The sequence below is a fragment of the Pseudomonas sp. DSP3-2-3 genome, assembly GCF_049898225.1.
GTDB lineage: Bacteria > Pseudomonadota > Gammaproteobacteria > Pseudomonadales > Pseudomonadaceae > Aquipseudomonas.
Genome location: NZ_JAFCXH010000023.1, coordinates 39629 through 63186 on the forward strand (window position 1 = coordinate 39629; position 23558 = coordinate 63186).

Sequence of the window (23558 nt, forward strand, 5' to 3'; positions counted from 1 at the left end):
TCTAGGGTTTTTCATGACGCGCTACATCTTCGTCACGGGCGGTGTTGTTTCTTCATTGGGGAAAGGCATTGCCTCGGCTTCATTGGCGGCCATCCTGGAGGCGCGGGGACTTAAGGTCACCATGCTCAAGCTTGACCCCTATATCAACGTGGACCCGGGCACCATGAGCCCATTCCAGCACGGTGAAGTGTTCGTCACCCACGACGGCGCCGAAACCGACCTGGACCTGGGCCACTATGAGCGGTTCATCCGCACCACCATGACCCAGAACAACAACTTCACCACTGGCCGTGTGTACGAACACGTCCTGCGCAAAGAGCGCCGTGGTGATTATCTGGGCGCGACCATTCAGGTCATTCCGCACATCACCGACGAAATCAAACGCCGGATCATCAAGGGCGCAGGCGATGCCGACGTCGCGATGGTCGAGATTGGCGGGACCGTGGGGGACATCGAGTCGCAACCGTTTCTGGAAGCCATTCGTCAATTGCGTTTCGAAGTCGGCGCCAAGCGCGCGATGCTGATGCACTTGACGCTGGTGCCGTACATCGCCACTGCCGGCGAAACCAAAACCAAGCCAACCCAGCACTCGGTGAAGGAGCTGCGTTCCATCGGCTTGCAACCGGACGTGCTGGTCTGCCGCTCCGATCACCCGATCGACATTTCCTCGCGGCGCAAGATTGCGCAGTTCACCAACGTTGAAGAACGTGCGGTGATTGCCCTGGAAGACGCCGACACCATCTACAAGATCCCCGGCATCCTGCATTCCCAGGGCCTGGATGATTTTGTCGTCGAGCGTTTCGGTCTGCAGTGCGGCGGCGCCGATCTGTCCGAGTGGGAAAAAGTGGTCGACGCCAAGCTCAACCCTGAGCATGAAGTCACCATTGCCATGGTCGGCAAGTACATGGAATTGCTCGACGCCTACAAGTCGCTGATCGAAGCGATGAGCCACGCCGGCATCTCCAATCGCACCAAGGTCAACCTGCGCTACATCGACTCCGAAGACATCGAGAACCAGGGCACCGCTCTGCTAGAAGGTGTCGACGCAATTCTGGTGCCGGGCGGCTTTGGCCTGCGAGGCGTGGAAGGCAAGATCACCGCTGTGCAGTTTGCACGTGAAAACAAGGTGCCATACCTGGGTATCTGCCTGGGCATGCAAGTGGCCGTCATCGAGTTCGCACGTAACGTGCTGGGCTGGAAAGACGCCAACTCCACCGAGTTCGACCGCAACAGCGCGCACTCCGTGGTGGGTTTGATCACCGAATGGGAAGATGCGACCGGCGCGGTGGAAACCCGTACCGAGAGTTCCGATCTGGGCGGCACCATGCGCCTGGGTGCGCAGGATTGCCAGCTTGAGCCGGGTTCCCTGGTTCACGACTGCTATGCCAAGGATGTCATCGTCGAGCGTCATCGTCATCGCTACGAAGTGAACAACAAGCTGCTGCCACAACTGATGGAAGCCGGCCTCAAGGTTTCGGGTCGTTCCGGTGATGGCGCATTGGTAGAAGTGGTTGAAGCACCGGATCATCCCTGGTTCGTGGCTTGCCAGTTCCATCCTGAGTTCACCTCGACACCTCGCGACGGCCATCCGCTGTTTACTGGCTTCGTCAAGGCGGCGCTGGTTCAGCATCAGAAAAACGCTTGATTCGGGAAACCCAGAACATGGCTCAGAAAACAATCCGTGTAGGTTCGATAGAGATCGCCAACGACAAGCCGATGGTTTTGTTCGGTGGCATGAACGTCCTCGAATCCCGGGACATGGCGATGCAGGTCTGCGAAGAATACGTGCGCGTTACCGAGAAGCTCGGCATCCCTTACGTGTTCAAGGCCAGCTTCGACAAGGCCAACCGTTCGTCCATGCACTCTTACCGTGGCCCCGGCCTGGAAGAGGGCATGCGGATTTTTGAAGAGATCAAGAAGACCTTCAATGTCCCGCTGATCACTGATGTTCACGAGCCTGAGCAGGCTGTGGTCGTGGCTGAAGTCTGCGACATCATCCAGTTGCCGGCGTTTTTGTCGCGCCAGACCGATCTGGTCGTGGCCATGGCCCGCACCGGCGCGGTCATCAACATCAAGAAAGCCCAATTCCTCGCGCCTCAGGAAATGAAACACATCCTGAACAAGTGCGAAGAAGCCGGTAATGATCAGTTGATCCTCTGCGAACGCGGCTCCAGTTTCGGCTACAACAACCTTGTGGTGGACATGCTCGGCTTCGGCATCATGAAGCAGTTCGACTACCCGGTATTCTTCGACGTGACCCATTCCCTGCAAATGCCGGGCGGTCGCGCCGACTCCGCGGGTGGTCGTCGTGCACAGGTATTGGAACTGGCCAAGGCCGGCATCAGTCAAAGCCTCGCCGGGCTGTTTCTCGAAGCGCATCCGGACCCGGATAACGCCAAATGCGATGGCCCTTGTGCCTTGCGTCTGGACAAGCTGGAGCCGTTCCTGGCTCAGCTCAAGGCTCTGGATGAACTGGTGAAAAGCTTTCCGGTGGTAGAAACCGCTTAAATCGCGCTTCTCCGGGCAGACACCCTCCGGTAAAGTGCCGCTCGATCGTTTTTCCCCCGATGGTTTCATCGGGGTTATCGCCCTGAGGCCTGCCCTGCAATCAAAGCCTCAGTGCGCTGAATGTTTTCCAGCTGCGTCGTTCTCGTCCAATCTTGGAGTGTTCACAACAATGGCAAAAATCGTCGACATCAAAGGTCGTGAAGTTCTCGACTCCCGTGGCAATCCCACCGTGGAAGCAGATGTGCTCCTCGACAACGGCATCATCGGCAGCGCTTGCGCACCGTCCGGTGCTTCAACCGGCTCGCGCGAGGCGCTTGAGCTGCGTGATGGCGACAAAGGCCGTTACCTGGGCAAGGGCGTACTCAAGGCCGTAGCCAATATCAATGGCCCGATCCGCGACCTGTTGCTGGGCAAGGATCCTGTTGATCAGCAAGCCCTGGACCGCGCCATGATTGCTCTGGACGGTACTGAAAACAAAGCCAGCCTGGGCGCTAACGCGATCCTCGCTGTTTCCCTGGCCGCCGCTAAAGCCGCTGCCCAGGATCAGGATCTGCCGTTGTACGCGCACATCGCCAACCTCAACGGTACGCCGGGTGTTTACTCGATGCCGGTGCCGATGATGAACATCATCAACGGTGGCGAGCACGCTGATAACAACATCGATATCCAGGAATTCATGATTCAGCCGGTCGGCGCCAAGACCTTCGCTGAAGGCCTGCGCTGGGGCACCGAGATTTTCCATCACCTCAAGGCCGTACTCAAAGCCCGTGGCTTGAACACTGCCGTCGGTGATGAAGGTGGTTTCGCCCCTGACCTGGCTTCCAACGAGGACGCATTGAGCGCCATCGCCGAAGCCGTCGCCAATGCCGGTTATACGCTGGGCACCGACGTGACCCTGGCGCTGGACTGCGCGGCCAGCGAGTTCTACGAGAACGGTAAATACACCCTGGGCGAAGAAGGCGTTTACGATTCCGCCGCGTTCGCTGACTACCTGGCGGATCTGGTCAGCAAGCACCCGATCATCTCCATCGAAGACGGTCTGGATGAGTCCGACTGGGCTGGCTGGAAAATCCTGACCGACAAGATCGGCGAAAAGGTGCAACTGGTGGGCGACGACTTGTTCGTGACCAACACCAAGATACTCAAGGAAGGCATCGATAAAAAGATCGCCAACTCGATTCTGATCAAGTTCAACCAGATCGGCACCCTGACCGAAACCCTGGAAGCCATCCAGATGGCCCACGCTGCCGGTTACACCGCTGTCATCTCGCACCGCTCTGGCGAAACCGAAGACTCCACCATTGCCGACCTGGCTGTGGGCACGTCTGCGGGCCAGATCAAAACCGGCTCCCTGAGCCGTTCCGACCGCATCGCCAAGTACAACCAACTGCTGCGTATCGAAGAGCAATTGGGTGCCAAGGCCCCATATCGTGGTCGCGCCGAGTTTCGCGGCTGACTCTGAGATGGTAAAAAGACAGCCGGTGTTGTAAGAACATTCCGCTTTGCCGGATGATCGTGCAGCACCGATGCGGACATCCCCAGGTTTTGTGGGGATGATTGAGCCTGGTGAATGCCAGGCTCAATGCCCTCAGTCGCTTATTTCCGTTGTTGGCTCTGCTGTCTTTTTTTACTGGGTCCTGATATTCAATGCGCAGTCCTAACTGGTTGTTCCTCGTCTTGCTCCTGATGCTCGCGGGCCTGCAATATCGCCTGTGGGTTGGTACCGGGAGCCTGGCGCAAGTGGCCAGCCTCAATCAGCAGATCGCTGATCAGCATGCCGAAAACGAAGGTTTGCTGGAGCGCAATCGCGTGATGGATGCGGAAGTGCTGGAGCTGAAAAAAGGTATGGAGACTGTCGAAGAGCGTGCCCGTCACGAACTCGGCATGGTCAAGGACGGCGAAACGCTTTATCAGTTGGCACAATGAATGACTCCCTTCCTGCCTTCTGGGCAGTAATTCCTGCTGCGGGCGTTGGTGCTCGTATGGCAGCGGACCGTCCCAAGCAATACCTGCAACTGGGCGGCCTCACAATTCTTGAACACAGCCTGCTTTGTTTTCTTGATCACCCCCGGCTCAAGGGTCTGGTGATCAGTCTGGCTGTGGATGATCCTTACTGGCCGACATTGCCCTGTGCGCTGGACTCGCGAATCGAGCGGGTCGATGGCGGCAATGAGCGCGCGGACTCAGTGCTCAACGCCTTGCTGCATCTTCATGCCCAAGGCGCAGGTGATGACGATTGGGTGCTGGTCCACGATGCGGCGCGGCCGAACCTGGCGCGTTCGGATCTGGACAATCTGCTGCGCGAACTGGCCGATGATCCGGTTGGCGGCCTGTTGGCAGTGCCCGCGCGCGACACCCTCAAGCGCGCCGACAGCAATGGCCGCGTGACTGAAACCGTGGATCGCAGCTTCATCTGGCAAGCCTATACGCCGCAGATGTTTCGCCTCGGCGCGCTGCACCGGGCACTGGCCGACGGCCTGGTCTCGAACGTGAGCATTACCGACGAAGCTTCGGCCATCGAATGGGCAGGCCAGTCGCCAAAACTGATCGAAGGCCGCGCCGACAACATCAAGGTCACCCGGCCCGAAGATCTGGAGTGGCTGCGCCAGCGGCGCACTGAATTCAAACGCTGAATCTGTTGGAGATATCAGTGGTCGCAATGCCTGGCCGTGTGGGAGAGGACTTGTCCTCGATAGCCAGCCCAGAAGACGCTGATCCGCCTGACCCACATGCAGTGCTGAAACTACAGCCATCGAGGACAAGTCCTCTCCCACAGTAGAAATGCGGGCGAGCGGGTTACTCCCGATACTCATCCCGCATCGCCAATCCCTCCTTGAGGAAATCCACCAGCTTGCGCACTTTGGGCGAAAGGTGGCGTTGTTGCGGGTATAGCGCCCAGACGGCGGTATTGGGCGGTTGATGGGTTTCGAGCAGGGAAATCAGCGCACCGCTGTGCAAATGCTCCAGCACGTAATAATCCGGCAGCTGACACAAGCCGACTCCATGCAAAGCAGCATCCAGCACCGCCTGGCCGCTGTTGCAGCGCCAATTACCCTGCACCCGTTGCGAAAACTCCCGTCCATTCTGCTGCAGCAGCCACGTGTCGCTGCTGCCGATCAGGCAATTGTGTCTGCTCAATTCCGACAAACTATGCGGACGACCATAACGTTCAAGGTAGGACGGCGATGCGCACAGGTACATGCGGCGCGGCGCCAGACGTGTGGCGACCAGACGGGAATCTTGCAGCCGTCCCAGGCGTATCGCCAGGTCCAGACCTTCATGAACCATGTCCAGCGTGCGATTGCTCAGCTCGATATCAACCCGCAGTTGCGGATACAGATCGATGAAACGGGTCACCAATGGCGTGATGAAACGCTCGCCATAAGCCACCGCGCAGGTCATGCGCAGCAAGCCCTTGGGTTCGCTGGTGAGGTCGCCGACCGCGCGCAACGCTTCCTCGCGGCCATCCTGCAAACGCTGACAGTGATGCAAAAATGTCTGTCCGGCCTCGGTCAGCGCAACTCGCCGGGTGCTGCGATACAGCAAACGGGTTTGCAGGCGTTCTTCCAGGCGGGCGATCTGTCGGCTGATATGCGATGACGAGACCCCAAGGCGTTCCGCGGCAGCGGTGAATTGCCCGCATTCAGCCACGGCAACGAACTCATCCAGACCTTCCCAGCGATTGGCGTACATCGATTATCCCTGTGCAGCAATAATGTTTTGCTTTTGTCTGGATTATTAACCAGTCGGCACTGCTTTACACTCGACGGCTTGTTTTTACTTCGCTGGAGAAGATTGATGATCAAGTCACGCGCTGCTGTTGCCTTCGCCCCTAACGAGCCGCTGCAAATCGTCGAAGTCGACGTCGAAGCGCCAAAGGCCGGTGAAGTGTTGATTCGCACCGTTGCCTCCGGTGTTTGCCATACCGACGCCTACACCTTGTCCGGCGCCGACTCCGAAGGCGTATTCCCCTGCATCCTGGGTCATGAGGGTGGCGGGATTGTCGAGGCGATTGGTGAGGGCGTTACTTCCCTGGCAGTGGGCGACCACGTGATTCCGCTTTACACCGCTGAATGCCGGGAGTGCAAATTCTGCCTGTCCGGCAAGACCAACCTGTGCCAGAAAGTGCGCGCCACCCAAGGCAAGGGCCTGATGCCTGATGGCACCACCCGGTTCAGCTACAACGGCCAGCCGGTCTATCACTACATGGGCTGCTCGACGTTCTCCGAGTACACCGTGGTGCCGGAAATTTCTCTGGCGAAGATTCCCAAAGAAGCCCCTCTGGAAAAAGTTTGTCTGCTGGGCTGCGGTGTCACCACTGGCATCGGCGCTGTGCTTAATACCGCCAAAGTGGAAGAAGGTGCCACGGTCGCTATCTTCGGGCTGGGTGGTATCGGTCTGGCGGCGATCATCGGCGCGAAAATGGCCAAGGCCTCGCGCATTATCGCGATCGACATCAACCCGTCGAAATTCGACGTGGCCCGTGAGTTGGGTGCCACCGACTTTATCAATCCCAAAGATCACGAAAAGCCAATTCAGGATGTGATCGTTGAAATGACCGATGGCGGCGTGGATTACAGCTTCGAATGCATCGGCAACGTGAACCTGATGCGTGCCGCGCTGGAATGCTGCCACAAGGGCTGGGGCGAATCGGTGATCATTGGCGTGGCCCCGTCGGGTCAGGAAATCGCTACCCGTCCGTTCCAGTTGGTGACCGGTCGCGTCTGGCGCGGTTCGGCATTTGGCGGCGTGCGTGGCCGTACCGAGCTGCCGAGCTATGTCGAAAAGGCTCAGAAAGGCGAAATCCCGCTGGATACTTTCATCACCCACACCATGGGCCTGGAAGATATCAACAAGGCGTTCGACCTGATGCACGAAGGCAAAAGCATTCGTACGGTCATTCACTTTTAAGCAGCTGCAAGCTACAAGCTACAAGCTGCAAGCAGGCCGTGCGCTTCTTGCAGCTTGAAACTTGCCGCTTGCCGCTGGGAGTTCACGACCATGACCATGGCTCTTGAAAATCTTTCCTGCCAGAAAAGCTTCGGCGGCTGGCATAAACGCTATAAACACCATTCCGAAGTGCTTGGCTGCGACATGGTCTTCGCTGTTTACCTGCCGCCCCAGGCCGAGCAGGGCGGCAAGTTGCCGGTGGTGTATTGGCTGTCGGGCCTAACGTGTAACGACGAGAACTTCATGCACAAGGCCGGCGCGCTGCGCATTGCCGCCGAGCTGGGCCTGATCATCGTTGCGCCGGACACCAGCCCGCGTGGCGCGGACGTTCCGGGTGATCCGGACGGCGCCTGGGATTTTGGTCTCGGCGCCGGTTTCTATCTGAATGCGACGCAGCAGCCTTGGGCGCGGCATTATCAGATGCATGATTACGTGGTCAACGAATTGCCCGCGCTGGTCGAAGAGCATTTCCCGGCTTCCCAGGCGCGCGGCATCAGCGGACACTCAATGGGCGGCCATGGCGCGCTGGTCTGCGCCTTGCGTAATCCGGGACGCTACAAGTCGGTCTCGGCGTTTTCGCCGATCAGCAATCCGATGGATTGTCCTTGGGGGCAGAAAGCCTTTTCCCGTTTTCTGGGGGAAGAGCGCGCCCGTTGGCGCGAATGGGATGCCAGCGTGCTGATCGCCGAGGCTTCGGAGCAGTTGCCAATCCTTGTGGATCAGGGCGACCGGGATGATTTCCTGGCCAATCAGCTCAAGCCCGAAGCGCTGGTGCAGGCGGCGAAAACCGCCGGGCATCCGCTGACGCTGCGCATGCAGCCGGGTTACGACCACAGCTATTTCTTCATCGCCAGCTTCATCGAAGACCACCTGCGGCATCATGGCGACGCCTTAAACAGCTAACCTTCGCCAAAGTAGGTAGAATCACGCCCTGACTTTTTTCAGGGCGTTTTTTTATGCGTATTGGCCATGGCTATGATGTGCACCGTTTCGCTGAAGGCGATTTCATTACCTTGGGCGGGGTGCGGATTGCGCACGGTTTCGGGCTGCTGGCCCATTCCGATGGCGATGTGCTGTTGCATGCCCTGAGCGATGCCTTGCTGGGTGCTGCTGCGCTCGGTGACATAGGCAAGCATTTCCCGGACACCGACCCCCAGTTCAAGGGCGCCGATAGCCGGGTGTTGTTGCGCCACGTGCTCTCGCTGGTCCAGAGCAAAGGCTGGAAGGTCGGCAATGTCGACGCCACCATCGTTGCCCAGGCGCCGAAAATGGCCCCGCATATCGATTCGATGCGCGCGTTGATCGCTGCGGATCTTCAGGTTGAGTTGGATCAAGTGAACGTAAAGGCTACTACCACCGAAAAACTCGGCTTCACGGGACGGGAAGAGGGCATCGCGGTTCACGCCGTTGCCCTGTTGCTGTCCGCATGACCGAACTGGAACTGCTGGGTCCGCGCGCGTATGGCGAGTCGCTGGGCAACGCCGTGCTCAAGGCAACGGCGGAAGATTTTCAGGTCGACGAAGTGCTGGATATTCCGCTTTCCGGCGACGGCGAACACCTCTGGCTGTGGGTCGAGAAACGCGGCCTCAATACCGAAGAAGCCGCTCGTCGCCTGGCCAAGGCCGCTGGCGTACCGCTCAGAACCGTGAGCTACGCAGGGCTCAAAGACCGCCAGGCCCTGACGCGTCAGTGGTTCAGCATCCAACTGCCGGGCAAGGCCGATCCTGATCTGGCAGCGGCACAAGACGACACGCTGAAGATCCTCAAAACCACCCGTCACAAACGCAAATTGCAGCGCGGCGCGCATGCGGCCAACGGGTTTACCCTGCGCCTCACGCAGCTGTCCGGCGACAAAGACGCGCTACACAAGCGTCTTGAGCAGATCGCTCAGGCCGGGATCCCCAATTATTTCGGCAGCCAGCGTTTCGGTTATCAAGGCGGCAATCTGGGCGAAGCTCGCGATTACGCTGCTCGCCAGGCTTTGCCAGAGCAGCGCGCGGTTCGCTCGCGGCTGCTTTCCACGGCACGCAGTTACCTGTTCAATCAGGTGTTGGCCGCACGCGTGGCTGATGGCAGCTGGCAGCGGGCTCAGGTCGGCGACTTGCTGGCGTTTACCGACAGCCGCAGTTTCTTCCCGGCCGGCATCGACGAATGCAGCGATCCGCGCCTGGCGATTCTCGACCTGCATCCGACCGGTCCGCAATGGGGCGAAGGTCCTTCGCCGGCGTCGGGCGCAACTGCTACGCTGGAGGACGACATCGCCAATCGCGAAGCGTCACTGCGCGATTGGTTGATTCGAGCCGGAATGGATCACGAACGGCGTATCCTGCGACTGCCCATTGGCGGGTTGACGTGGCATTATCCCGAGTCTGACATTCTGCAACTGGAATTCGTCCTCCCGGCTGGATGCTTCGCCACTGTATTGGTGCGCGAACTCGTCGATCTGGTACCGGTAGGGCAGACGGACAGCTCATGCGTATTCTGATTTCAAACGATGATGGGGTAACTGCGCCCGGTCTCGCGGCGCTATATGCGGCGCTGGCCGATTACAGCGAATGTGTGGTTATCGCTCCCGATCAAGACAAAAGCGGCGCCAGCAGCTCGCTGACGCTCGACCGTCCTTTGCATCCCCACACCTTGTCGAACGGCTTTATCAGCGTCAACGGCACGCCGACCGATTGTGTCCACCTGGGCCTCAACGGCCTGCTGGATACTCCGCCCGACATGGTGGTGTCCGGAATCAATCTGGGTGCCAACCTCGGCGACGACGTCCTGTACTCCGGTACGGTGGCGGCAGCGCTGGAAGGACGGTTTCTGCAACGGCCGTCGTTTGCCTTTTCGTTTCTCTCCCGGCAGCCGGAAAATCTGGCCACGGCTGCGCATTACGCGCGCCTGCTGGTCGAGTCCCACGAACAGCTCGACCTGCCACCGCGCACGGTCCTGAACGTGAATATTCCCAATCTGCCGCTGGCGCATGTCCGTGGCATCCAGCTGACGCGCCTGGGTCATCGCGCCCGCGCTGCAGCGCCGATCAAGGTGGTTGATCCACGCGGTCGTTCGGGATACTGGATTGCCGCTGCCGGTGACGCCGAAGATGGCGGCGCGGGGACTGATTTTCATGCGGTGATGCAGGGTTATGTATCGATTACCCCGTTGCAGCTCGATCGTACCTATCAGGACGGGTTCAGCAGCCTGAACAAATGGCTGGAGGGCCTTCTCTGATGTCGCGCGAACAAGATGACCTGTTGCGTCGTGGAATCGGGATGACTTCCCAGCGAACCCGCGAGCGGCTGATTCAGCGTCTGTATGACGAGGGGCTGTCCAACGTGCAGGTGCTGGACGTGATCCGCAAGACCCCACGACACATGTTTGTCGATGAGGCTCTGGCCCATCGCGCCTATGAAGACACGGCCTTGCCGATCGGACATAACCAGACCATTTCCCAGCCCTACATGGTGGCGCGCATGAGCGAGCTGCTGCTTGCTGCGGGTCCGCTGGACAAGGTGATGGAAATCGGCACCGGTTCGGGCTACCAGACCGCCGTGTTGGCGCAACTGGTGGAGCGCGTGTTCTCGGTGGAGCGCATCAAGGTGCTGCAGGACCGCGCCAAGGAGCGCCTCGTCGAACTGAACCTGCGCAATGTGGTATTTCGCTGGGGAGATGGCTGGGAAGGCTGGCCTGCACTTGCGCCCTACAACGGCATCATCGTCACGGCAGTGGCGACGGACGTGCCGCAGGCGCTGCTCGATCAACTGGCGCCAGGCGGTCGGCTGGTGATTCCAGTGGGTTCGGGCGAAGTCCAGCAGTTGATGCTGATCATTCGTGAAGAAAACGGTTTTTCCCGGCATGTGCTGGGGGCGGTGCGCTTTGTTCCGCTGCTCAATGGGCCGTTGGCCTGAGAACCTTTGGCCCGGCCACTGAATTCTCATCATCGCCGTTGGTCTACCACCTGTCGCAGCCGCTCGATCCGAGCGCAGTGTCCGGCGAGTCGGCGAGTCGGCGCGATGCGCAGCAAGCGCTTCAAAAAGTTTAAGCAGTAGCTGCCGCCGTTATTACGGCACAATAGGCAGCTTAAATTCAGTCACCAGTAAAGGGAGTGGCGGGTGAGTCGCACAGTCATTCGGCAGCGTATGTGTTCAAAAAGTTTTCAGCGACTGGTGACTGGCATCGTTCTCAGTGTCCTTTTGGTCGGCTGCTCCAGTACGCCATCCGGCGGCGTTCGGGTCGTGGATCGCAACAGTAACGCTGCGCCCCAGCGCCCTACAGTGACCACTGGGCAGTACGTGGTGCGGCGCGGTGATACGCTTTTTTCCATTGCCTTCCGGTATGGCTGGGACTACAAGGCGCTGGCCGCCCGCAACCAGATTCCTGAGCCTTACACCATCCGGCCGGGTCAGACGATTCGCTTTGATGGACGCTCGGGCTCCAGCGCGTCGTCGGTTGCGACAGCAGGTCGGCCGGGGGTTGCGTCGAGCACTTCCTCCACGTCTACCAGCAGTTCCGGATCGGTCAAGACAACGGTAATTTCCAAGCCTATCTCGGTTGTACCGGTGGTTATTCCTCCCTCCGGAGACGTGAGAACAGGCCCTGCCGGACCGTCTCCGACAGGCTGGACGTGGCCCTCCAGTGGCATTTTGATCGGGAAATTTTCTTCAAACGGCAGTTTGAATAAAGGAATTGATATCGCCGGTGATTTGGGACAGCCTGTTTTGGCTGCGTCTGATGGTTCAGTTGTTTACGCCGGGAGTGGATTGCGGGGCTACGGCGAATTGATCATCATCAAACACAGCGATACCTACGTAAGCGCCTACGGTCACAACCGCAGGTTGATGGTTCGGGAGGGGCAGCAGGTCAAGGCAGGGCAGACAATTGCCGAAATGGGGTCAACGGGAACCGACCGAGTGAAACTGCATTTTGAGATTCGCCGCCAGGGAAAACCTGTAGATCCACTGCAATTCTTGCCACGTCGTTGATTGTTGCCAGCCTGTTCCTGACGTAGAGGGACAGGCTCAAGCGTTGCCATGGAAATAGGCGTCGCTAGAGCTTGAGGTCGAACTCACCAAAGGACTATAACAATGGCTCTCAGCAAAGAAGCGCCGGAGTTTGACATCGATGACGAGGTTCTCCTTATGGAAGCCAGCGTCGTCCTGGAATCCGAATCGGACGAAAAGCAGCACAAAGCTGCAAAAGCTTCGGTTCGAGCCAAGGCCAGAAACTCCACTTCGCTCAAGCAACACAAATACATTGATTACACCCGGGCGCTCGACGCGACCCAGCTGTACCTCAATGAAATCGGATTCTCCCCCCTGTTGTCCCCCGAAGAAGAAGTCCACTTTGCACGTCTGTCGCAAAGTGGTGATCCGGCGGGACGCAAACGCATGATCGAAAGCAACCTGCGGCTGGTGGTGAAAATCGCCAGGCGTTATGTCAATCGCGGGCTTTCATTGCTCGACTTGATCGAGGAAGGCAACCTGGGCTTGATCCGGGCGGTCGAAAAATTCGATCCAGAGCGAGGCTTTCGTTTTTCGACTTACGCAACATGGTGGATTCGTCAGACCATCGAGCGCGCCATCATGAATCAGACCCGGACCATCCGGCTGCCGATTCATGTGGTCAAAGAGTTGAATGTCTACCTGCGGGCGGCTCGCGAGCTGACGCAGAAACTCGACCATGAGCCCTCTCCTGAAGAAATCGCCAACCTGCTTGAGAAGCCGGTGGGTGAGGTCAAGCGCATGCTGGGCCTCAATGAGCGGGTTTCTTCGGTGGACGTGTCACTCGGGCCGGACTCTGACAAGACCCTGCTGGATACCCTGACAGATGATCGTCCGACAGATCCTTGCGAACTGTTGCAGGATGATGATCTTTCCCAGAGCATCGATCAGTGGCTTTCCGAGCTTACCGACAAGCAGCGTGAAGTCGTCATCCGCCGGTTTGGCCTGCGCGGCCATGAGAGCAGTACGCTGGAAGACGTCGGACTGGAGATCGGTCTCACGCGTGAGCGTGTCCGTCAGATTCAGGTTGAAGGCCTGAAGCGTCTGCGGGAGATTCTTGAAAAAAATGGTTTGTCCAGTGAGTCATTGTTTCAATAACGTAACACTTTTCTCGTCTCGCTAATTAAGCACTGTTATTTTTGCTGAACAAAAAACACCCCGCATGGGGTGTTTTTTTTATTTCGTTTTTAATTGTAAATGCCTATAAATACGTGTCGGTTGTTGATTCTCATTATCGAGCCAGTACGTCCCCGGATACGCTACTTTTGATTACTTTCCTTGTAAGCTTTTACGTACGCGATGTGTAAGTTATTGTTGTTAGATAAGGCGATAGATGCCCATTTTTGTCAGGTATTTTATCTTAACTTATTGAAATTAAAGATTTTTATTTTTTAGGAATACAAGAGATGGAATTTTTTGAAAGGTTTTTGAGGGTTGTGCTGCGCGAAAAAAATACTAATATCAGAACTGTGCCAACGGACAGGCACAGACAGTCAAGGAAGACAGTCAAAGGACATCGCAGGATGCGATTCATCAGGATGATGATTAATGGATTGCAAGGAATAGTACAAAGGGGGGCGGTTCATACCGCCCCTTTTTTTGTCTGGCCGAAAGTGCCCGACCGGATAACAAAAAGGGCCCCATCAGGGCCTTTTTGATACTTCGGTAAATCAGCGTTCCAGGTCTGCTAGTTTGCCTGTTTTGCCATCCCACTCAGCCGCATCGGCCAGAGCGTCTTTCTTCTCGGTGATGTTCGGCCAGACATCTGCCAGTTCAGCGTTCAGCTCGATGAAGTTCTCCATGCCGGCCGGAACCTCGTCTTCAGAGAAGATGGCGTTGGCAGGACATTCTGGCTCGCAGAGTGCGCAATCGATGCACTCATCCGGGTGAATCACCAGGAAATTCGGGCCTTCGTAGAAGCAGTCCACCGGACACACTTCTACGCAGTCGGTGTACTTGCACTTGATGCAGTTGTCGGTGACGACGAAGGTCATTTCTAATTCTCTCCTCAGGCGGCGGTAGCAGAGCCCTTCCAGACAGGGTTGCCAGGTTCGGGAAGTGTCCCGGCCTTTGTGAAAACACTGCATTGGCCGAACGACTCACTGGCAGGCTGGCTGCACGCGCTTCGTTCAACTTAAGGTCGCTACGTTTCCACGCGGCTCGGCTAATCTGCTCAAGCCAGGCTAAAAGCTGGCAGCATCCCAAACCGCGCGGGATTCTACCAGCTTGTAACCATTCACGTCAGATGCGTGTTTGCAGGGTATACAACAACTCTAGTGCCTGACGCGGCGTGAGATCGTCGATCTTGACCTTGGAAAGCTCATCCAGTACCGGGTGCGGCAGACTGGCGAACAGGTCGCTTTGCATCGGCGTAGCGGATTTTCCCGGCTTCGTGCGGGGTTGTTCATGGGGCAGGCTGGTGGTTTCCAGACGTTGCAAGTGCTCTTTGGCACGCACGATAACCTTGGCTGGAACCCCCGCCAGCTGGGCCACGGCCAGGCCGTAGCTCTGACTGGCCGGCCCTGGCAGCACCCGATGCAGAAAGACAATTCGCTCGTTATGCTCAGTTGCATTGAGGTGTACGTTGGCCACCAGTGGTTCGCTTTCCGGCAACACTGTCAGCTCGAAATAGTGCGTGGCGAACAAGGTGTAGGCGCGCAACTGGGCGAGGCATTCTGCCGCAGCCCAAGCCAGGGACAAACCGTCGAACGTGCTCGTGCCACGACCTACTTCGTCCATCAGCACCAAACTGCGGTCGGTAGCGTTGTGCAGGATGTTGGCGGTTTCGCTCATTTCCACCATGAAGGTCGAGCGCCCGCCGGCGAGGTCATCGCTGGAGCCGATCCGGGTGAAAATCCTGTCCACCAGGGACAGCTCGCAACTGGCCGCAGGGACGAAGCTGCCAATGTGGGCCAGCAGCACGATCAATGCCGTCTGGCGCATGTAGGTGGATTTACCGCCCATGTTCGGACCGGTAATCACCAGCATGCGGGTGCTGTCGTCCAGCGCCAGGTCATTGGCGACGAAGGGCGTGGACAAGACTTGCTCGACGACTGGATGGCGGCCCTGGTCGATGCGCATGCAGGGCTCTTCGACGAACCGTGGGCAATTCAGGTCGAGGTTCAATGCGCGTTCGGCCAGGTTGCTCAAGACATCAAGCTCGGCCAGCGCCGCTGCGGTGTCCTGAAGCGGCGCGAGATGGCCGATCAGGTCTTCGAGCAGCGCTTCGTAAAGCATTTTTTCCCGGGCCAGCGCGCGGCTTTTCGCCGACAGCGCCTTGTCCTCGAACGCCTTCAGTTCTGGCGTGATGAAGCGCTCGGCGCCTTTGAGAGTCTGACGGCGAATGTAATCAGCGGGTGCCTGTTCCGCCTGCTTGCTCGGCAACTCGATGAAATAACCGTGAATCCGGTTGTAGCCGACTTTCAGATTGGCGAGGCCCGTGCGGGCTTTCTCCCGTGCTTCCAGATCGATCAGGAACTGCCCGGCGTTTTCACTCAGCGACTGCAATTCATCCAGCTCAGCATCGTAGCCGGTCTTCAACACGCCGCCGTCACGAATCACCGCTGGCGGGTTGTCGATGACCGCCCGCTGCAGCAGTTGCGCCAGCTCCGGGTAAGTCCCGGCGGTTTGCGCAAGCTGCTGCAGGTGCGGTGCTTCCAGATCAGTCATCGCCTGTTGCAATTCAGGCAGGGCGCTCAGCGCATCGCGCAGGCGCGCCAGATCTCGTGGGCGGGCGTTGCGCAAGCCGATACGGGCGAGAATCCGCTCGATATCGCCAATTTCCTTGAGTTGCGGCTGCAGGTTCTCGAAGCGGTAGCGCTCCAGCAGGCAGGTGATCGAGCTTTGCCGCGCCTGGAGAATCTTCAGGTCACGCAGCGGCCGGTTCAGCCAACGGGTCAGCAGACGCGTGCCCATGGCGGTCTGGCAGCGATCCATGACCGATTGCAGGGTGTTTTCACGACCGCCGGCAAGATTGGTGTCCAGCTCAAGATTGCGCCGGCTGGCACCGTCGAGCACCACCGTGTCGTCCAGGCGTTCATGGCGCAGGCTGCGCAGGTGCGGCAATGCCGTGCGCTGGGTTTCCTTGGCGTAACCCAGCAGGCAACCGGCAGCACCGATGGCCAGCGTCAGGTTTTCACAGCCAAAGCCTTTCAGGTCCTGAGTGGAAAATTGCTGACATAAACTTTTCAGCGCCGAATCACGTTCGAAATCCCACGGCGCACGACGTCTTGCGCCTTTGCGTTTTTCCGCAGGCAGCCCTTGCGGCCAATCGTCAGGGATCAACAGCTCTACCGGATTGATCCGCTCAAGCTCGGCCAGCAGGTTTTCCCAGCCCTTGATTTCAAGCACGCTGAAATTGCCGCTGGTGATGTCCAGCACGGCGAGGCCGAACAAACGCTCATCGCCCAGTACCGCCGCGATCAGGTTGTCGCGGCGCTCATCCAGCAGCGCTTCGTCACTCACTGTGCCCGGCGTGATAATGCGCACTACTTGCCGGTCGACCGGCCCTTTGCTGGTTGCCGGGTCGCCGATCTGTTCGCAGATCACCACCGACTCGCCCAATTTGACCAGCTTGGCCAGATAACCTTCGGCGGCGTGGTAGGGGATCCCGCACATGGGGATGCCCTGGCCGGCCGATTGCCCACGTGCGGTGAGGGTAATATCCAGCAACTTGGACGCCTTCTTGGCGTCCTCGTAGAAAATTTCGTAGAAGTCGCCCATGCGATAGAACATCAGCTGATCGGGATGCTGATTCTTCAGCCTCCAGTATTGCTGCATCATGGGGGTGTGCGCGGACAGGTCGGAAATTGCTTTATTCATCAGATAGTTAGGCAAGTTCGTTAGGGAATGTGGGGCAAATCAAAGAGCATGACCTGAAGCCCCGTCGGGGTCATGAGGCCGGTCAGTCCGGGTATTTGCGATGGGCGTAAGGTTACCACGGGCGCTCCAGCCACGCAGGCCCGCTGCGTGGCGGCTGATTCGTGACTTTGCGTTTCCGGGCGATCACAGAAGCGAAATCGCTGTATAGACTTCGTAGCGTTGCCAGCCAACAGAGTGCTGGCTCTTATAAAAAGGAATTTTATATGGCTGATAAGCGTGGAAGGGATTCAGGTAGCGGGCGCTTCATTCCCATTGAGGAAGCCAAGCGTCGGCCGAGGGAAACCACGGTTGAAACCATCAAAAAACCAGCGTGCCCGAAAAAGAAAGAATCTTGATGGATTACGAAGGAACGGTTGTCTGCGCAGCCGTTCCCATTCAAGGCGCGAGCAATGAAGGAGAAATGTGTTGGACGAGATCACTCAGCTTGCCGCAAACCTCGGCAAACATCTGAAAGCGCTGGATGCCCAGGTGACCACCGCTGAATCCTGCACCGGAGGCGGCATCGCCGAGGCCATTACGCGGATTTCCGGGAGCTCCGCCTGGTTTGAAGCGGGTTATGTCACTTATTCCAATCGGCAGAAGCTTTGGCAGCTTGGAGTGCCAAACGAGCTGTTCACCACAGTCGGCGCCGTCAGCCAGGAAGTTGTCGAAGCGATGGTGCGTGGCGCGCAGGTCGAGAGCAACGCGCAGTTTGCCGTCGCGGTCAGTGGTGTCGCGGGGCCTGACGGCGGTTCGATCGACAAGCCGGTGGGCACGGTCTGGCTGGCCTGGGGGAATGGAGGAACGCTCATTTCCGAGCGGCGCCAGTTCGACGGCAATCGCGACGATGTACGCCGACAAACGGTAAAGGCCGCGCTAGAGGGGCTGATAGCGCTTGCTCAAGCAGAAATACCAACACAGGGGTAGGCGCGCGCTCAACCCTGTGGAATAATACTGTCTACTTATACAGGTGTTGTGGCCATCAGGCCCCTAATTGAATTTGATTACGTGAGGACTTCAATGGACGAGAACAAGAAGAAAGCCTTGGCTGCGGCCTTGGGTCAGATCGAGCGTCAATTCGGTAAAGGTGCCGTAATGCGCATGGGTGACCATGACCGCCAGGCGATTCCTTCTATCTCTACCGGTTCGCTCGGTCTGGATATTGCACTCGGTATCGGCGGCTTGCCTAAAGGCCGGATCGTTGAAATCTACGGTCCGGAATCTTCCGGTAAGACCACGCTGACCCTTTCGGTTATCGCTCAGGCCCAGAAAATGGGCGCAACCTGCGCGTTCGTCGATGCAGAGCACGCACTCGATCCTGAATACGCCGGCAAGCTGGGCGTAAACGTCGATGACCTGCTGGTTTCGCAGCCGGACACCGGCGAGCAAGCCTTGGAAATCACCGACATGCTGGTGCGTTCGAATGCGATCGATGTGATCGTGGTCGACTCCGTGGCAGCATTGGTGCCAAAGGCCGAGATCGAAGGCGAGATGGGCGACATGCACGTTGGTCTGCAGGCTCGTCTGATGTCTCAGGCACTGCGCAAGATCACCGGTAACATCAAGAACGCCAACTGCCTGGTTATCTTCATCAACCAGATCCGCATGAAGATCGGTGTGATGTTCGGTAGCCCGGAAACCACTACGGGTGGTAACGCGCTGAAGTTCTACGCTTCGGTACGTCTGGATATTCGTCGTACAGGTGCCGTGAAGGAAGGCGACGAAGTCGTTGGTAGCGAAACCCGCGTCAAGGTTGTGAAGAACAAGGTGGCTCCGCCGTTCCGTCAGGCCGAGTTCCAGATTCTTTACGGCAAGGGTATTTACCTGAACGGCGAGATCATCGATCTGGCTGTGCTGCATGGCTTCGTTGAGAAATCCGGTGCGTGGTACAGCTATCAGGGCAGCAAGATCGGTCAGGGTAAAGCCAACTCGGCCAAGTACCTGGCGGATAATCCTGAAGTCGGTGCGGCGCTCGAGAAGATGATTCGCGACAAACTGCTGACTCCAGGCGTCGACACCAAGGCTGAAGGTTCACGTCCTGCTGTCGCTCCGGCTGCTGATATGGCTGAAGCTGACGTCGATATCTGATAGTTCATGTCTGCGATACTCGATACACCCGTCGCCATCCGGCGAACTGCAATGGACCTGCTCGCGCGCCGCGAGCACGGTCGTGTCGAGCTGACGCGTAAACTGCGTCAGCGCGGCGCACCTCCCGAATTGATCGACCCGGCCCTGGACCGCCTGACGGAAGAAGGGCTGCTGTCTGAATCCCGCTACCTTGAAAGCTTTGTTTCCTATCGTGCGCGCTCGGGCTACGGGCCTTTGCGCATTCGTGAAGAACTCAGCCAGCGCGGCTTGCAGCGTGGGGACATTGAACAGGCATTGCGGGAATGCGGCTTTGATTGGCAAGAGATGCTTCAGGAAACCTGGCAGCGGAAATTTTCCGGGCATTTACCCATAGATGCCCGAGAGCGCGCCAAGCAAGGCCGGTTTTTGAGTTATCGGGGCTATCCGCTGGATTTGATCGGCCGCTTGCTTAGCGGCCGTGGCGGGGACGACTGATTAGCTGACGTTTACCGATGCATGCTGCTGACGTAGGTGACTGTCGGTACCAACCCAGTTTTCCGGCTGGTTGATATAGTCGACCAACTCTCGCAAGCGGCCGTAATTGCGCCCGGTGAAGGTGAAGGCAAGCCGGGTCAGATGGCTGAATTGCGCCTCATCATGTTCTTCTCCTGCATAGCAGTGTTGATGGAAACCTTCAGCCAGGCGCAAGTCGGCGAACGCTTCCTGCATATGTTCCATCGCCGGTTCGCTGAGAGAGTGATGCATGCGAATGACAAATTTGTTTTTCAACCAGCGACTTGAATGGAAGTTTTTGTAGAACTGGTTGATTTCTTCGACCGCTTCTTCAGCGCTGTAAACCAGTCGCAGCAGCTTCATATCGTTGGGCAGAATGTAATGATTGGCTTCCAGTTGAGCCTTGATGAAATCCAGCGCGCCTTGCCAGAAGCCTCCGCCAGGTGCATCGAGCAGCACGATAGGCACCAGCGGGCTTTTGCCGGTCTGGATCAGGGTTAGAACTTCCAGTGCTTCATCCAGAGTACCGAAGCCGCCAGGGCAAAGAACCAGCGCGTCCGCTTCCTTGACGAAAAACAGCTTGCGGGTGAAGAAGAAGTGGAAAGGCAGCAGGTTGCTGGTGCCTTCTATCGTCGGATTCGCATGTTGCTCGAAGGGCAGGGTGATATTGAAACCCAGGCTGTGCTCGCGACCAGCTCCTTCATGGGCAGCAGCCATGATGCCGCCACCGCCGCCGGTGATGACCATTAAGTCTGCTTGCGCCAATACCTGGCCAAGTTCTCTGGCCAGGTTGTACATAGGGTGTTCGGCAGGCGTCCGCGCAGAGCCGAAGACTGTTACTTTGCGCCGCCCCTTGAATTGATCGAGGGTGCGAAATGCATGGTCCAGTTCGCGCAAGGTCTGCAGGGTGATCTTCGCGTTCCAGCGACTGCGATCATCCTGAGCCATGCGCAGCACGGTCAACATCATGTCTCGGTAAAGCGGAAGATTCGGGCTGTCGGGGGCTACGACTTTGATCTGTTCTTCAATTTGCCTGGCAAGGTCAGCACCGTCGCCCTGAAAGTGTGTTGAAAGAAGGTCATTCGGTACGTAAGGCATTCAAAGCTTCTCCATGCGCAAAATCATCATCCTGATCAAAGCTGATCGTTCGAACAGGAAGCCTGGCTCATTTCGATGATGTGCTTATAGCATTGAAGCTGGCAACGATTGTCTGCGTCGGAATAATGATTTATGAGGATGTGTTGCGCACAGAACAAGATGGTCTGCAGGGGAGAACTCTGTCAGGTGGCGCGCCGCTGAGCAAGCATTGCGCTCCACCTGTTACCAACGAGGATCAGTTACTTCTTCACGGCGCAGTCGGTTGCCTTGAACATCTGGGTGGTGACCGGACGATTGGTCTTGTACTCGGTGAACTGGTACTTGAGCACCGCGCCTTTGGTCATCAGCTGACGATAGCCATTGTTGTGACAAACGCTATTGCCCAGTTGATTGCGCACGGCATCCGGGTTGGCGCGCATCTGTTGTGCCTGCCCTTCGCGCACACTCAGGTGGTTGATCAGCGCGTTGCCTTCAACCGTGTAGCCTTGATCGAGAATGTCTTCGTTGATCGCCCGTGGTGTACCGACGCTGCTTTCCTTCGCGACTTTTTCAAGCATTTTGCTCAGTTCGAACTCCTGCTTGGACGCCGCATTGGCGCACAGCGGAGCAACGAGCAACAGCGTAAGGGTGGGAACGATAAGGCGCAGCATTAAACTCTCCTGATTCAGTGACTGGCCGTTGGACCGGAAACTTAAAAGTACGTTCACTAAGCAGGCTGCCAGATGCAGATGCTTCAGCGGGGGCGAAGTATAGAGGACGAGCCGATACAGCTCCTAGGCCGAAAACGGATTCCTGACAGGACAGCTCAGCGGCAGGCCGTCCAGCTCTGGTAAACTGCGACAACTTATTACCTCCTCGGGGCAACCCAGTGTCAATGCCTTCTGTCCATCGGTGCGCTCAGCCATGAGCCATGCCGTTTCCCGTCTGCGCGATCAACGCCTGGCGCAAAGTACCAAGCCGTTCATTGCCCGAGGCTCACGCGCGCCACGTTGCCCTGGCTGTCGGGTGATTTCCGATTATTGCCTGTGCGCCTGGAAACCGAACGTGCCCGCGATGTCGGCCGTGTGTCTGTTGATGTATGACACCGAGCCCTTGAAGCCGACCAACACCGGCTGGTTGATTGCCGACGTGATCAAAGACACCCACGCATTTGGCTGGTCCCGCGTCGAGGTCAATCCGCATCTGCTGGCGTTGCTGGATGACCCGCAGTGGCAGCCGTATATCGTGTTCCCCGGTGAGTTTGTCTCGCAGGAGCGGGTGGTCAGCGAAGTGGTCTTCGAAACAGGCAAGCGTCCGCTGTTTATTTTGCTGGATGCGACATGGCCCGAGGCCCGCAAGATGTTTCGCAAGAGCCCTTATCTGGAGCGTTTTCCCGTGCTGAGTCTGGAATCGGAGCAGCTGTCTCGCTACCGACTGCGCCGCTCCAAGCGCGACGATCATTTCTGCACGGCTGAAGTCGCGGCGCTGTGTCTGGAGCTGGCGGGCGATACCCACGCCAGTGGCGTTCTGGATGCATATCTGGACGTGTTCACTGCGCATTATCTGGGGGCCAAGTTTCAAAACCCTATTGACGCGCAGGACGCCGCCCACACTCACCTGAAAGCTTTTATATAGATAGCTGATCTGCGGCGCCCGCCCGCTGAAGATAAGTGCACAATATGCAATAACGTTTCACCAAGGATGGCGCTTGACCACCCCGGCTTCGCTGGGCATGCTTGGCGCCGCATAAAGGATTGGACGCTTGTTTTTGTGGGTTTGCGTCGAATGTGCTGTGTCGCCCAACGAGCATTTGCTGGCATTTTCGAATGCCTTGCTGAGCCGCGATCGGATCGCTGCTCCTATAAAAACAGGATCACCCAATGACCTACGAAATCCTGATTGCCGATGACCATCCGCTATTTCGCAGCGCGCTGCATCAGGCATTGAGCATCGGCCTCGGCCCGGATGTCCGGTTGGTAGAAGCCGACAGCATTGCTCAGCTTGAAACTCATTTGGGTGAAAAGACCGACTGGGATCTGGTTCTGCTGGATCTGAACATGCCGGGGGCTTACGGTTTTTCCGGCTTGGTGCTGTTACGCGGGCAGTACCCGCAGATTCCCGTGGTGATGGTCTCCGCTCAGGAAGAAGCGTCGATTGTTGTACGCTCCAAGGAGTTCGGCGCCAGCGGGTTTATTCCTAAATCCAGCTCCCTGGAAACCATTCAGCAAGCCGTGCGCACGGTTCTCGAAGGCGACGTCTGGTGGCCAGCGCAGGTCAATGAACCGGTCAGTGTTTCGGCTGAAGCCAAAGCGGCCAGTGCCGGCCTTGCAAGTCTGACTCCACAGCAGTTCCGGGTGCTGACCATGGTCTGCGAAGGCTTGCTGAACAAGCAGATCGCATACGAACTGAGCGTCTCCGAAGCGACCATCAAGGCGCATGTGACAGCGATTTTCCGCAAGCTGGGCGTGCGAACCCGCACTCAGGCCGCGCTGCTTCTGCAACAACTGGAATCTATTTCACCAAACTGATTGCGTAAGCTGCGCCATGGGTTCACGCTTTTTTGACTTGTCCTGAATTAACTTCGCCTTTTCT

General features: G+C 57.7%; 24 protein-coding genes. 19 read left to right on the top strand and 5 right to left on the bottom strand.

Annotated elements, in window-relative coordinates:
• The first annotated feature begins 13 nt into the window (after positions 1-13).
• The 5 genes from ACP7E4_RS22545 (at position 14) to ispD (ending at position 5141) form a co-directional block, all read left to right on the top strand.
• Positions 14-1645: a CTP synthase gene (locus ACP7E4_RS22545; RefSeq protein WP_426117768.1), complete on the top strand. Its 1632-nt coding sequence runs from the start codon at positions 14-16 to the stop codon at positions 1643-1645.
• Between the two features lie 17 nt (positions 1646-1662).
• Positions 1663-2508, top strand: a complete 846-nt coding sequence (kdsA, locus tag ACP7E4_RS22550; RefSeq protein WP_426117769.1) for a 3-deoxy-8-phosphooctulonate synthase — start codon at positions 1663-1665, stop codon at positions 2506-2508.
• A 169-nt stretch (positions 2509-2677) separates the two neighbouring features.
• A complete protein-coding gene (eno, locus tag ACP7E4_RS22555) occupies positions 2678-3964 on the top strand; it encodes a phosphopyruvate hydratase (protein ID WP_426117770.1) in 1287 nt (428 codons plus the stop codon).
• Positions 3965-4155: 191 nt separating this feature from the next.
• A complete protein-coding gene (ftsB, locus tag ACP7E4_RS22560; protein ID WP_426117771.1) occupies positions 4156-4434 on the top strand; it encodes a cell division protein FtsB in 279 nt (92 codons plus the stop codon).
• Positions 4431-5141: a 2-C-methyl-D-erythritol 4-phosphate cytidylyltransferase gene (gene ispD, locus ACP7E4_RS22565; protein WP_426117772.1), complete on the top strand. Its 711-nt coding sequence runs from the start codon at positions 4431-4433 to the stop codon at positions 5139-5141. Before ftsB ends, ispD begins: the two co-directional genes overlap by 4 nt.
• Positions 5142-5304: 163 nt before the next feature.
• Here the strand turns inward: ispD and ACP7E4_RS22570 are convergent, their stop codons facing one another.
• Positions 5305-6201 carry a LysR substrate-binding domain-containing protein gene (locus tag ACP7E4_RS22570; RefSeq protein WP_426117773.1) on the bottom strand — a complete coding sequence of 299 codons (897 nt, stop codon included), beginning with the start codon at positions 6199-6201 and terminating at the stop codon, positions 5305-5307.
• Positions 6202-6306: 105 nt separating this feature from the next.
• On the opposite strand from ACP7E4_RS22570, the gene ACP7E4_RS22575 reads away from it, so the two are divergent.
• The 8 genes from ACP7E4_RS22575 to rpoS all read left to right on the top strand — a co-directional run bounded on the left by ACP7E4_RS22575 (position 6307) and on the right by rpoS (position 13547).
• Positions 6307-7419: an S-(hydroxymethyl)glutathione dehydrogenase/class III alcohol dehydrogenase gene (locus tag ACP7E4_RS22575; protein WP_426117774.1), complete on the top strand. Its 1113-nt coding sequence runs from the start codon at positions 6307-6309 to the stop codon at positions 7417-7419.
• Positions 7420-7515: 96 nt separating this feature from the next.
• Positions 7516-8361, top strand: coding sequence for an S-formylglutathione hydrolase (gene fghA, locus ACP7E4_RS22580; protein ID WP_426117809.1), 846 nt, complete (start codon positions 7516-7518; stop codon positions 8359-8361).
• A gap of 53 nt (positions 8362-8414) precedes the next feature.
• A complete protein-coding gene (gene ispF / locus ACP7E4_RS22585; RefSeq protein ID WP_065834824.1) occupies positions 8415-8888 on the top strand; it encodes a 2-C-methyl-D-erythritol 2,4-cyclodiphosphate synthase in 474 nt (157 codons plus the stop codon).
• Positions 8885-9943 (top strand): tRNA pseudouridine(13) synthase TruD, encoded by a 1059-nt coding sequence (gene truD / locus ACP7E4_RS22590; RefSeq protein ID WP_426117775.1) that lies wholly within the window; start codon positions 8885-8887, stop codon positions 9941-9943. Before ispF ends, truD begins: the two co-directional genes overlap by 4 nt.
• The gene (gene surE, locus ACP7E4_RS22595; RefSeq protein WP_331150776.1) at positions 9931-10680 is read left to right on the top strand and encodes a 5'/3'-nucleotidase SurE; all 750 of its coding nucleotides are present in this window, start codon (positions 9931-9933) and stop codon (positions 10678-10680) included. Before truD ends, surE begins: the two co-directional genes overlap by 13 nt.
• A 41-nt stretch (positions 10681-10721) precedes the next feature.
• Positions 10722-11357, top strand: a complete 636-nt coding sequence (locus ACP7E4_RS22600; protein ID WP_170826365.1) for a protein-L-isoaspartate(D-aspartate) O-methyltransferase — start codon at positions 10722-10724, stop codon at positions 11355-11357.
• Between the two features lie 204 nt (positions 11358-11561).
• Positions 11562-12431 (top strand): peptidoglycan DD-metalloendopeptidase family protein, encoded by an 870-nt coding sequence (locus tag ACP7E4_RS22605; RefSeq protein ID WP_426117776.1) that lies wholly within the window; start codon positions 11562-11564, stop codon positions 12429-12431.
• A gap of 102 nt (positions 12432-12533) precedes the next feature.
• Entirely contained in the window at positions 12534-13547 is a 1014-nt protein-coding gene (gene rpoS / locus ACP7E4_RS22610; protein WP_426117777.1) for an RNA polymerase sigma factor RpoS, read from the top strand.
• A gap of 572 nt (positions 13548-14119) precedes the next feature.
• Here rpoS and fdxA read toward each other — a convergent pair.
• Together fdxA and mutS are read right to left on the bottom strand one after the other, a co-directional pair.
• A complete protein-coding gene (gene fdxA, locus ACP7E4_RS22615; RefSeq protein WP_047579240.1) occupies positions 14120-14443 on the bottom strand; it encodes a ferredoxin FdxA in 324 nt (107 codons plus the stop codon).
• A 247-nt stretch (positions 14444-14690) separates the two neighbouring features.
• On the bottom strand, positions 14691-17258 hold the full coding sequence (gene mutS / locus ACP7E4_RS22620; RefSeq protein WP_426117810.1) for a DNA mismatch repair protein MutS: 2568 nt from the start codon (positions 17256-17258) through the stop codon (positions 14691-14693).
• Positions 17259-17431: 173 nt separating this feature from the next.
• Between mutS and ACP7E4_RS22625 the strand changes: the two genes are divergently transcribed.
• The 4 genes from ACP7E4_RS22625 to recX all read left to right on the top strand — a co-directional run bounded on the left by ACP7E4_RS22625 (position 17432) and on the right by recX (position 19871).
• Entirely contained in the window at positions 17432-17665 is a 234-nt protein-coding gene (locus tag ACP7E4_RS22625; RefSeq protein ID WP_426117778.1) for a hypothetical protein, read from the top strand.
• A 70-nt stretch (positions 17666-17735) separates the two neighbouring features.
• Entirely contained in the window at positions 17736-18236 is a 501-nt protein-coding gene (locus tag ACP7E4_RS22630; RefSeq protein WP_426117779.1) for a CinA family protein, read from the top strand.
• Between the two features lie 93 nt (positions 18237-18329).
• Positions 18330-19397, top strand: coding sequence for a recombinase RecA (recA, locus tag ACP7E4_RS22635; RefSeq protein ID WP_020289447.1), 1068 nt, complete (start codon positions 18330-18332; stop codon positions 19395-19397).
• A gap of 6 nt (positions 19398-19403) precedes the next feature.
• The gene (gene recX, locus ACP7E4_RS22640) at positions 19404-19871 is read left to right on the top strand and encodes a recombination regulator RecX (protein ID WP_426117780.1); all 468 of its coding nucleotides are present in this window, start codon (positions 19404-19406) and stop codon (positions 19869-19871) included.
• Here recX and ACP7E4_RS22645 read toward each other — a convergent pair whose 3' ends face one another.
• Positions 19872-20987 carry a TIGR00730 family Rossman fold protein gene (locus tag ACP7E4_RS22645; RefSeq protein WP_426117781.1) on the bottom strand — a complete coding sequence of 372 codons (1116 nt, stop codon included), beginning with the start codon at positions 20985-20987 and terminating at the stop codon, positions 19872-19874.
• 239 nt (positions 20988-21226) lie between these two features.
• Positions 21227-21637 (bottom strand): quorum-sensing-regulated virulence factor family protein, encoded by a 411-nt coding sequence (locus tag ACP7E4_RS22650; protein WP_065834833.1) that lies wholly within the window; start codon positions 21635-21637, stop codon positions 21227-21229.
• 253 nt (positions 21638-21890) lie between these two features.
• On the opposite strand from ACP7E4_RS22650, the gene ACP7E4_RS22655 reads away from it, so the two are divergent.
• Positions 21891-22601 carry a tRNA-uridine aminocarboxypropyltransferase gene (locus tag ACP7E4_RS22655; RefSeq protein ID WP_426117782.1) on the top strand — a complete coding sequence of 237 codons (711 nt, stop codon included), beginning with the start codon at positions 21891-21893 and terminating at the stop codon, positions 22599-22601.
• A 245-nt stretch (positions 22602-22846) separates the two neighbouring features.
• The gene (erdR, locus tag ACP7E4_RS22660; protein ID WP_426117783.1) at positions 22847-23494 is read left to right on the top strand and encodes a response regulator transcription factor ErdR; all 648 of its coding nucleotides are present in this window, start codon (positions 22847-22849) and stop codon (positions 23492-23494) included.
• Positions 23495-23558 lie beyond the last annotated feature (64 nt).

Coding starts and splice junctions, on each gene's coding strand:
- ACP7E4_RS22600 (WP_170826365.1), top strand. CDS start 10,722: ATGACTTCCCAGCGAACCCGCGAGCGGCTGATTCAGCGTCTGTATGAC.
- ACP7E4_RS22570 (WP_426117773.1), bottom strand. CDS start 6,201: ATGTACGCCAATCGCTGGGAAGGTCTGGATGAGTTCGTTGCCGTGGCT.
- fghA (WP_426117809.1), top strand. CDS start 7,516: ATGGCTCTTGAAAATCTTTCCTGCCAGAAAAGCTTCGGCGGCTGGCAT.
- ACP7E4_RS22545 (WP_426117768.1), top strand. CDS start 14: ATGACGCGCTACATCTTCGTCACGGGCGGTGTTGTTTCTTCATTGGGG.
- ftsB (WP_426117771.1), top strand. CDS start 4,156: ATGCGCAGTCCTAACTGGTTGTTCCTCGTCTTGCTCCTGATGCTCGCG.
- eno (WP_426117770.1), top strand. CDS start 2,678: ATGGCAAAAATCGTCGACATCAAAGGTCGTGAAGTTCTCGACTCCCGT.
- fdxA (WP_047579240.1), bottom strand. CDS start 14,443: ATGACCTTCGTCGTCACCGACAACTGCATCAAGTGCAAGTACACCGAC.
- ACP7E4_RS22650 (WP_065834833.1), bottom strand. CDS start 21,637: ATGCTGCGCCTTATCGTTCCCACCCTTACGCTGTTGCTCGTTGCTCCG.
- erdR (WP_426117783.1), top strand. CDS start 22,847: ATGACCTACGAAATCCTGATTGCCGATGACCATCCGCTATTTCGCAGC.
- kdsA (WP_426117769.1), top strand. CDS start 1,663: ATGGCTCAGAAAACAATCCGTGTAGGTTCGATAGAGATCGCCAACGAC.
- ACP7E4_RS22645 (WP_426117781.1), bottom strand. CDS start 20,987: ATGCCTTACGTACCGAATGACCTTCTTTCAACACACTTTCAGGGCGAC.
- ACP7E4_RS22575 (WP_426117774.1), top strand. CDS start 6,307: ATGATCAAGTCACGCGCTGCTGTTGCCTTCGCCCCTAACGAGCCGCTG.
- ACP7E4_RS22655 (WP_426117782.1), top strand. CDS start 21,891: ATGAGCCATGCCGTTTCCCGTCTGCGCGATCAACGCCTGGCGCAAAGT.
- recA (WP_020289447.1), top strand. CDS start 18,330: ATGGACGAGAACAAGAAGAAAGCCTTGGCTGCGGCCTTGGGTCAGATC.
- ispD (WP_426117772.1), top strand. CDS start 4,431: ATGAATGACTCCCTTCCTGCCTTCTGGGCAGTAATTCCTGCTGCGGGC.
- surE (WP_331150776.1), top strand. CDS start 9,931: ATGCGTATTCTGATTTCAAACGATGATGGGGTAACTGCGCCCGGTCTC.
- ispF (WP_065834824.1), top strand. CDS start 8,415: ATGCGTATTGGCCATGGCTATGATGTGCACCGTTTCGCTGAAGGCGAT.
- recX (WP_426117780.1), top strand. CDS start 19,404: ATGTCTGCGATACTCGATACACCCGTCGCCATCCGGCGAACTGCAATG.
- truD (WP_426117775.1), top strand. CDS start 8,885: ATGACCGAACTGGAACTGCTGGGTCCGCGCGCGTATGGCGAGTCGCTG.
- rpoS (WP_426117777.1), top strand. CDS start 12,534: ATGGCTCTCAGCAAAGAAGCGCCGGAGTTTGACATCGATGACGAGGTT.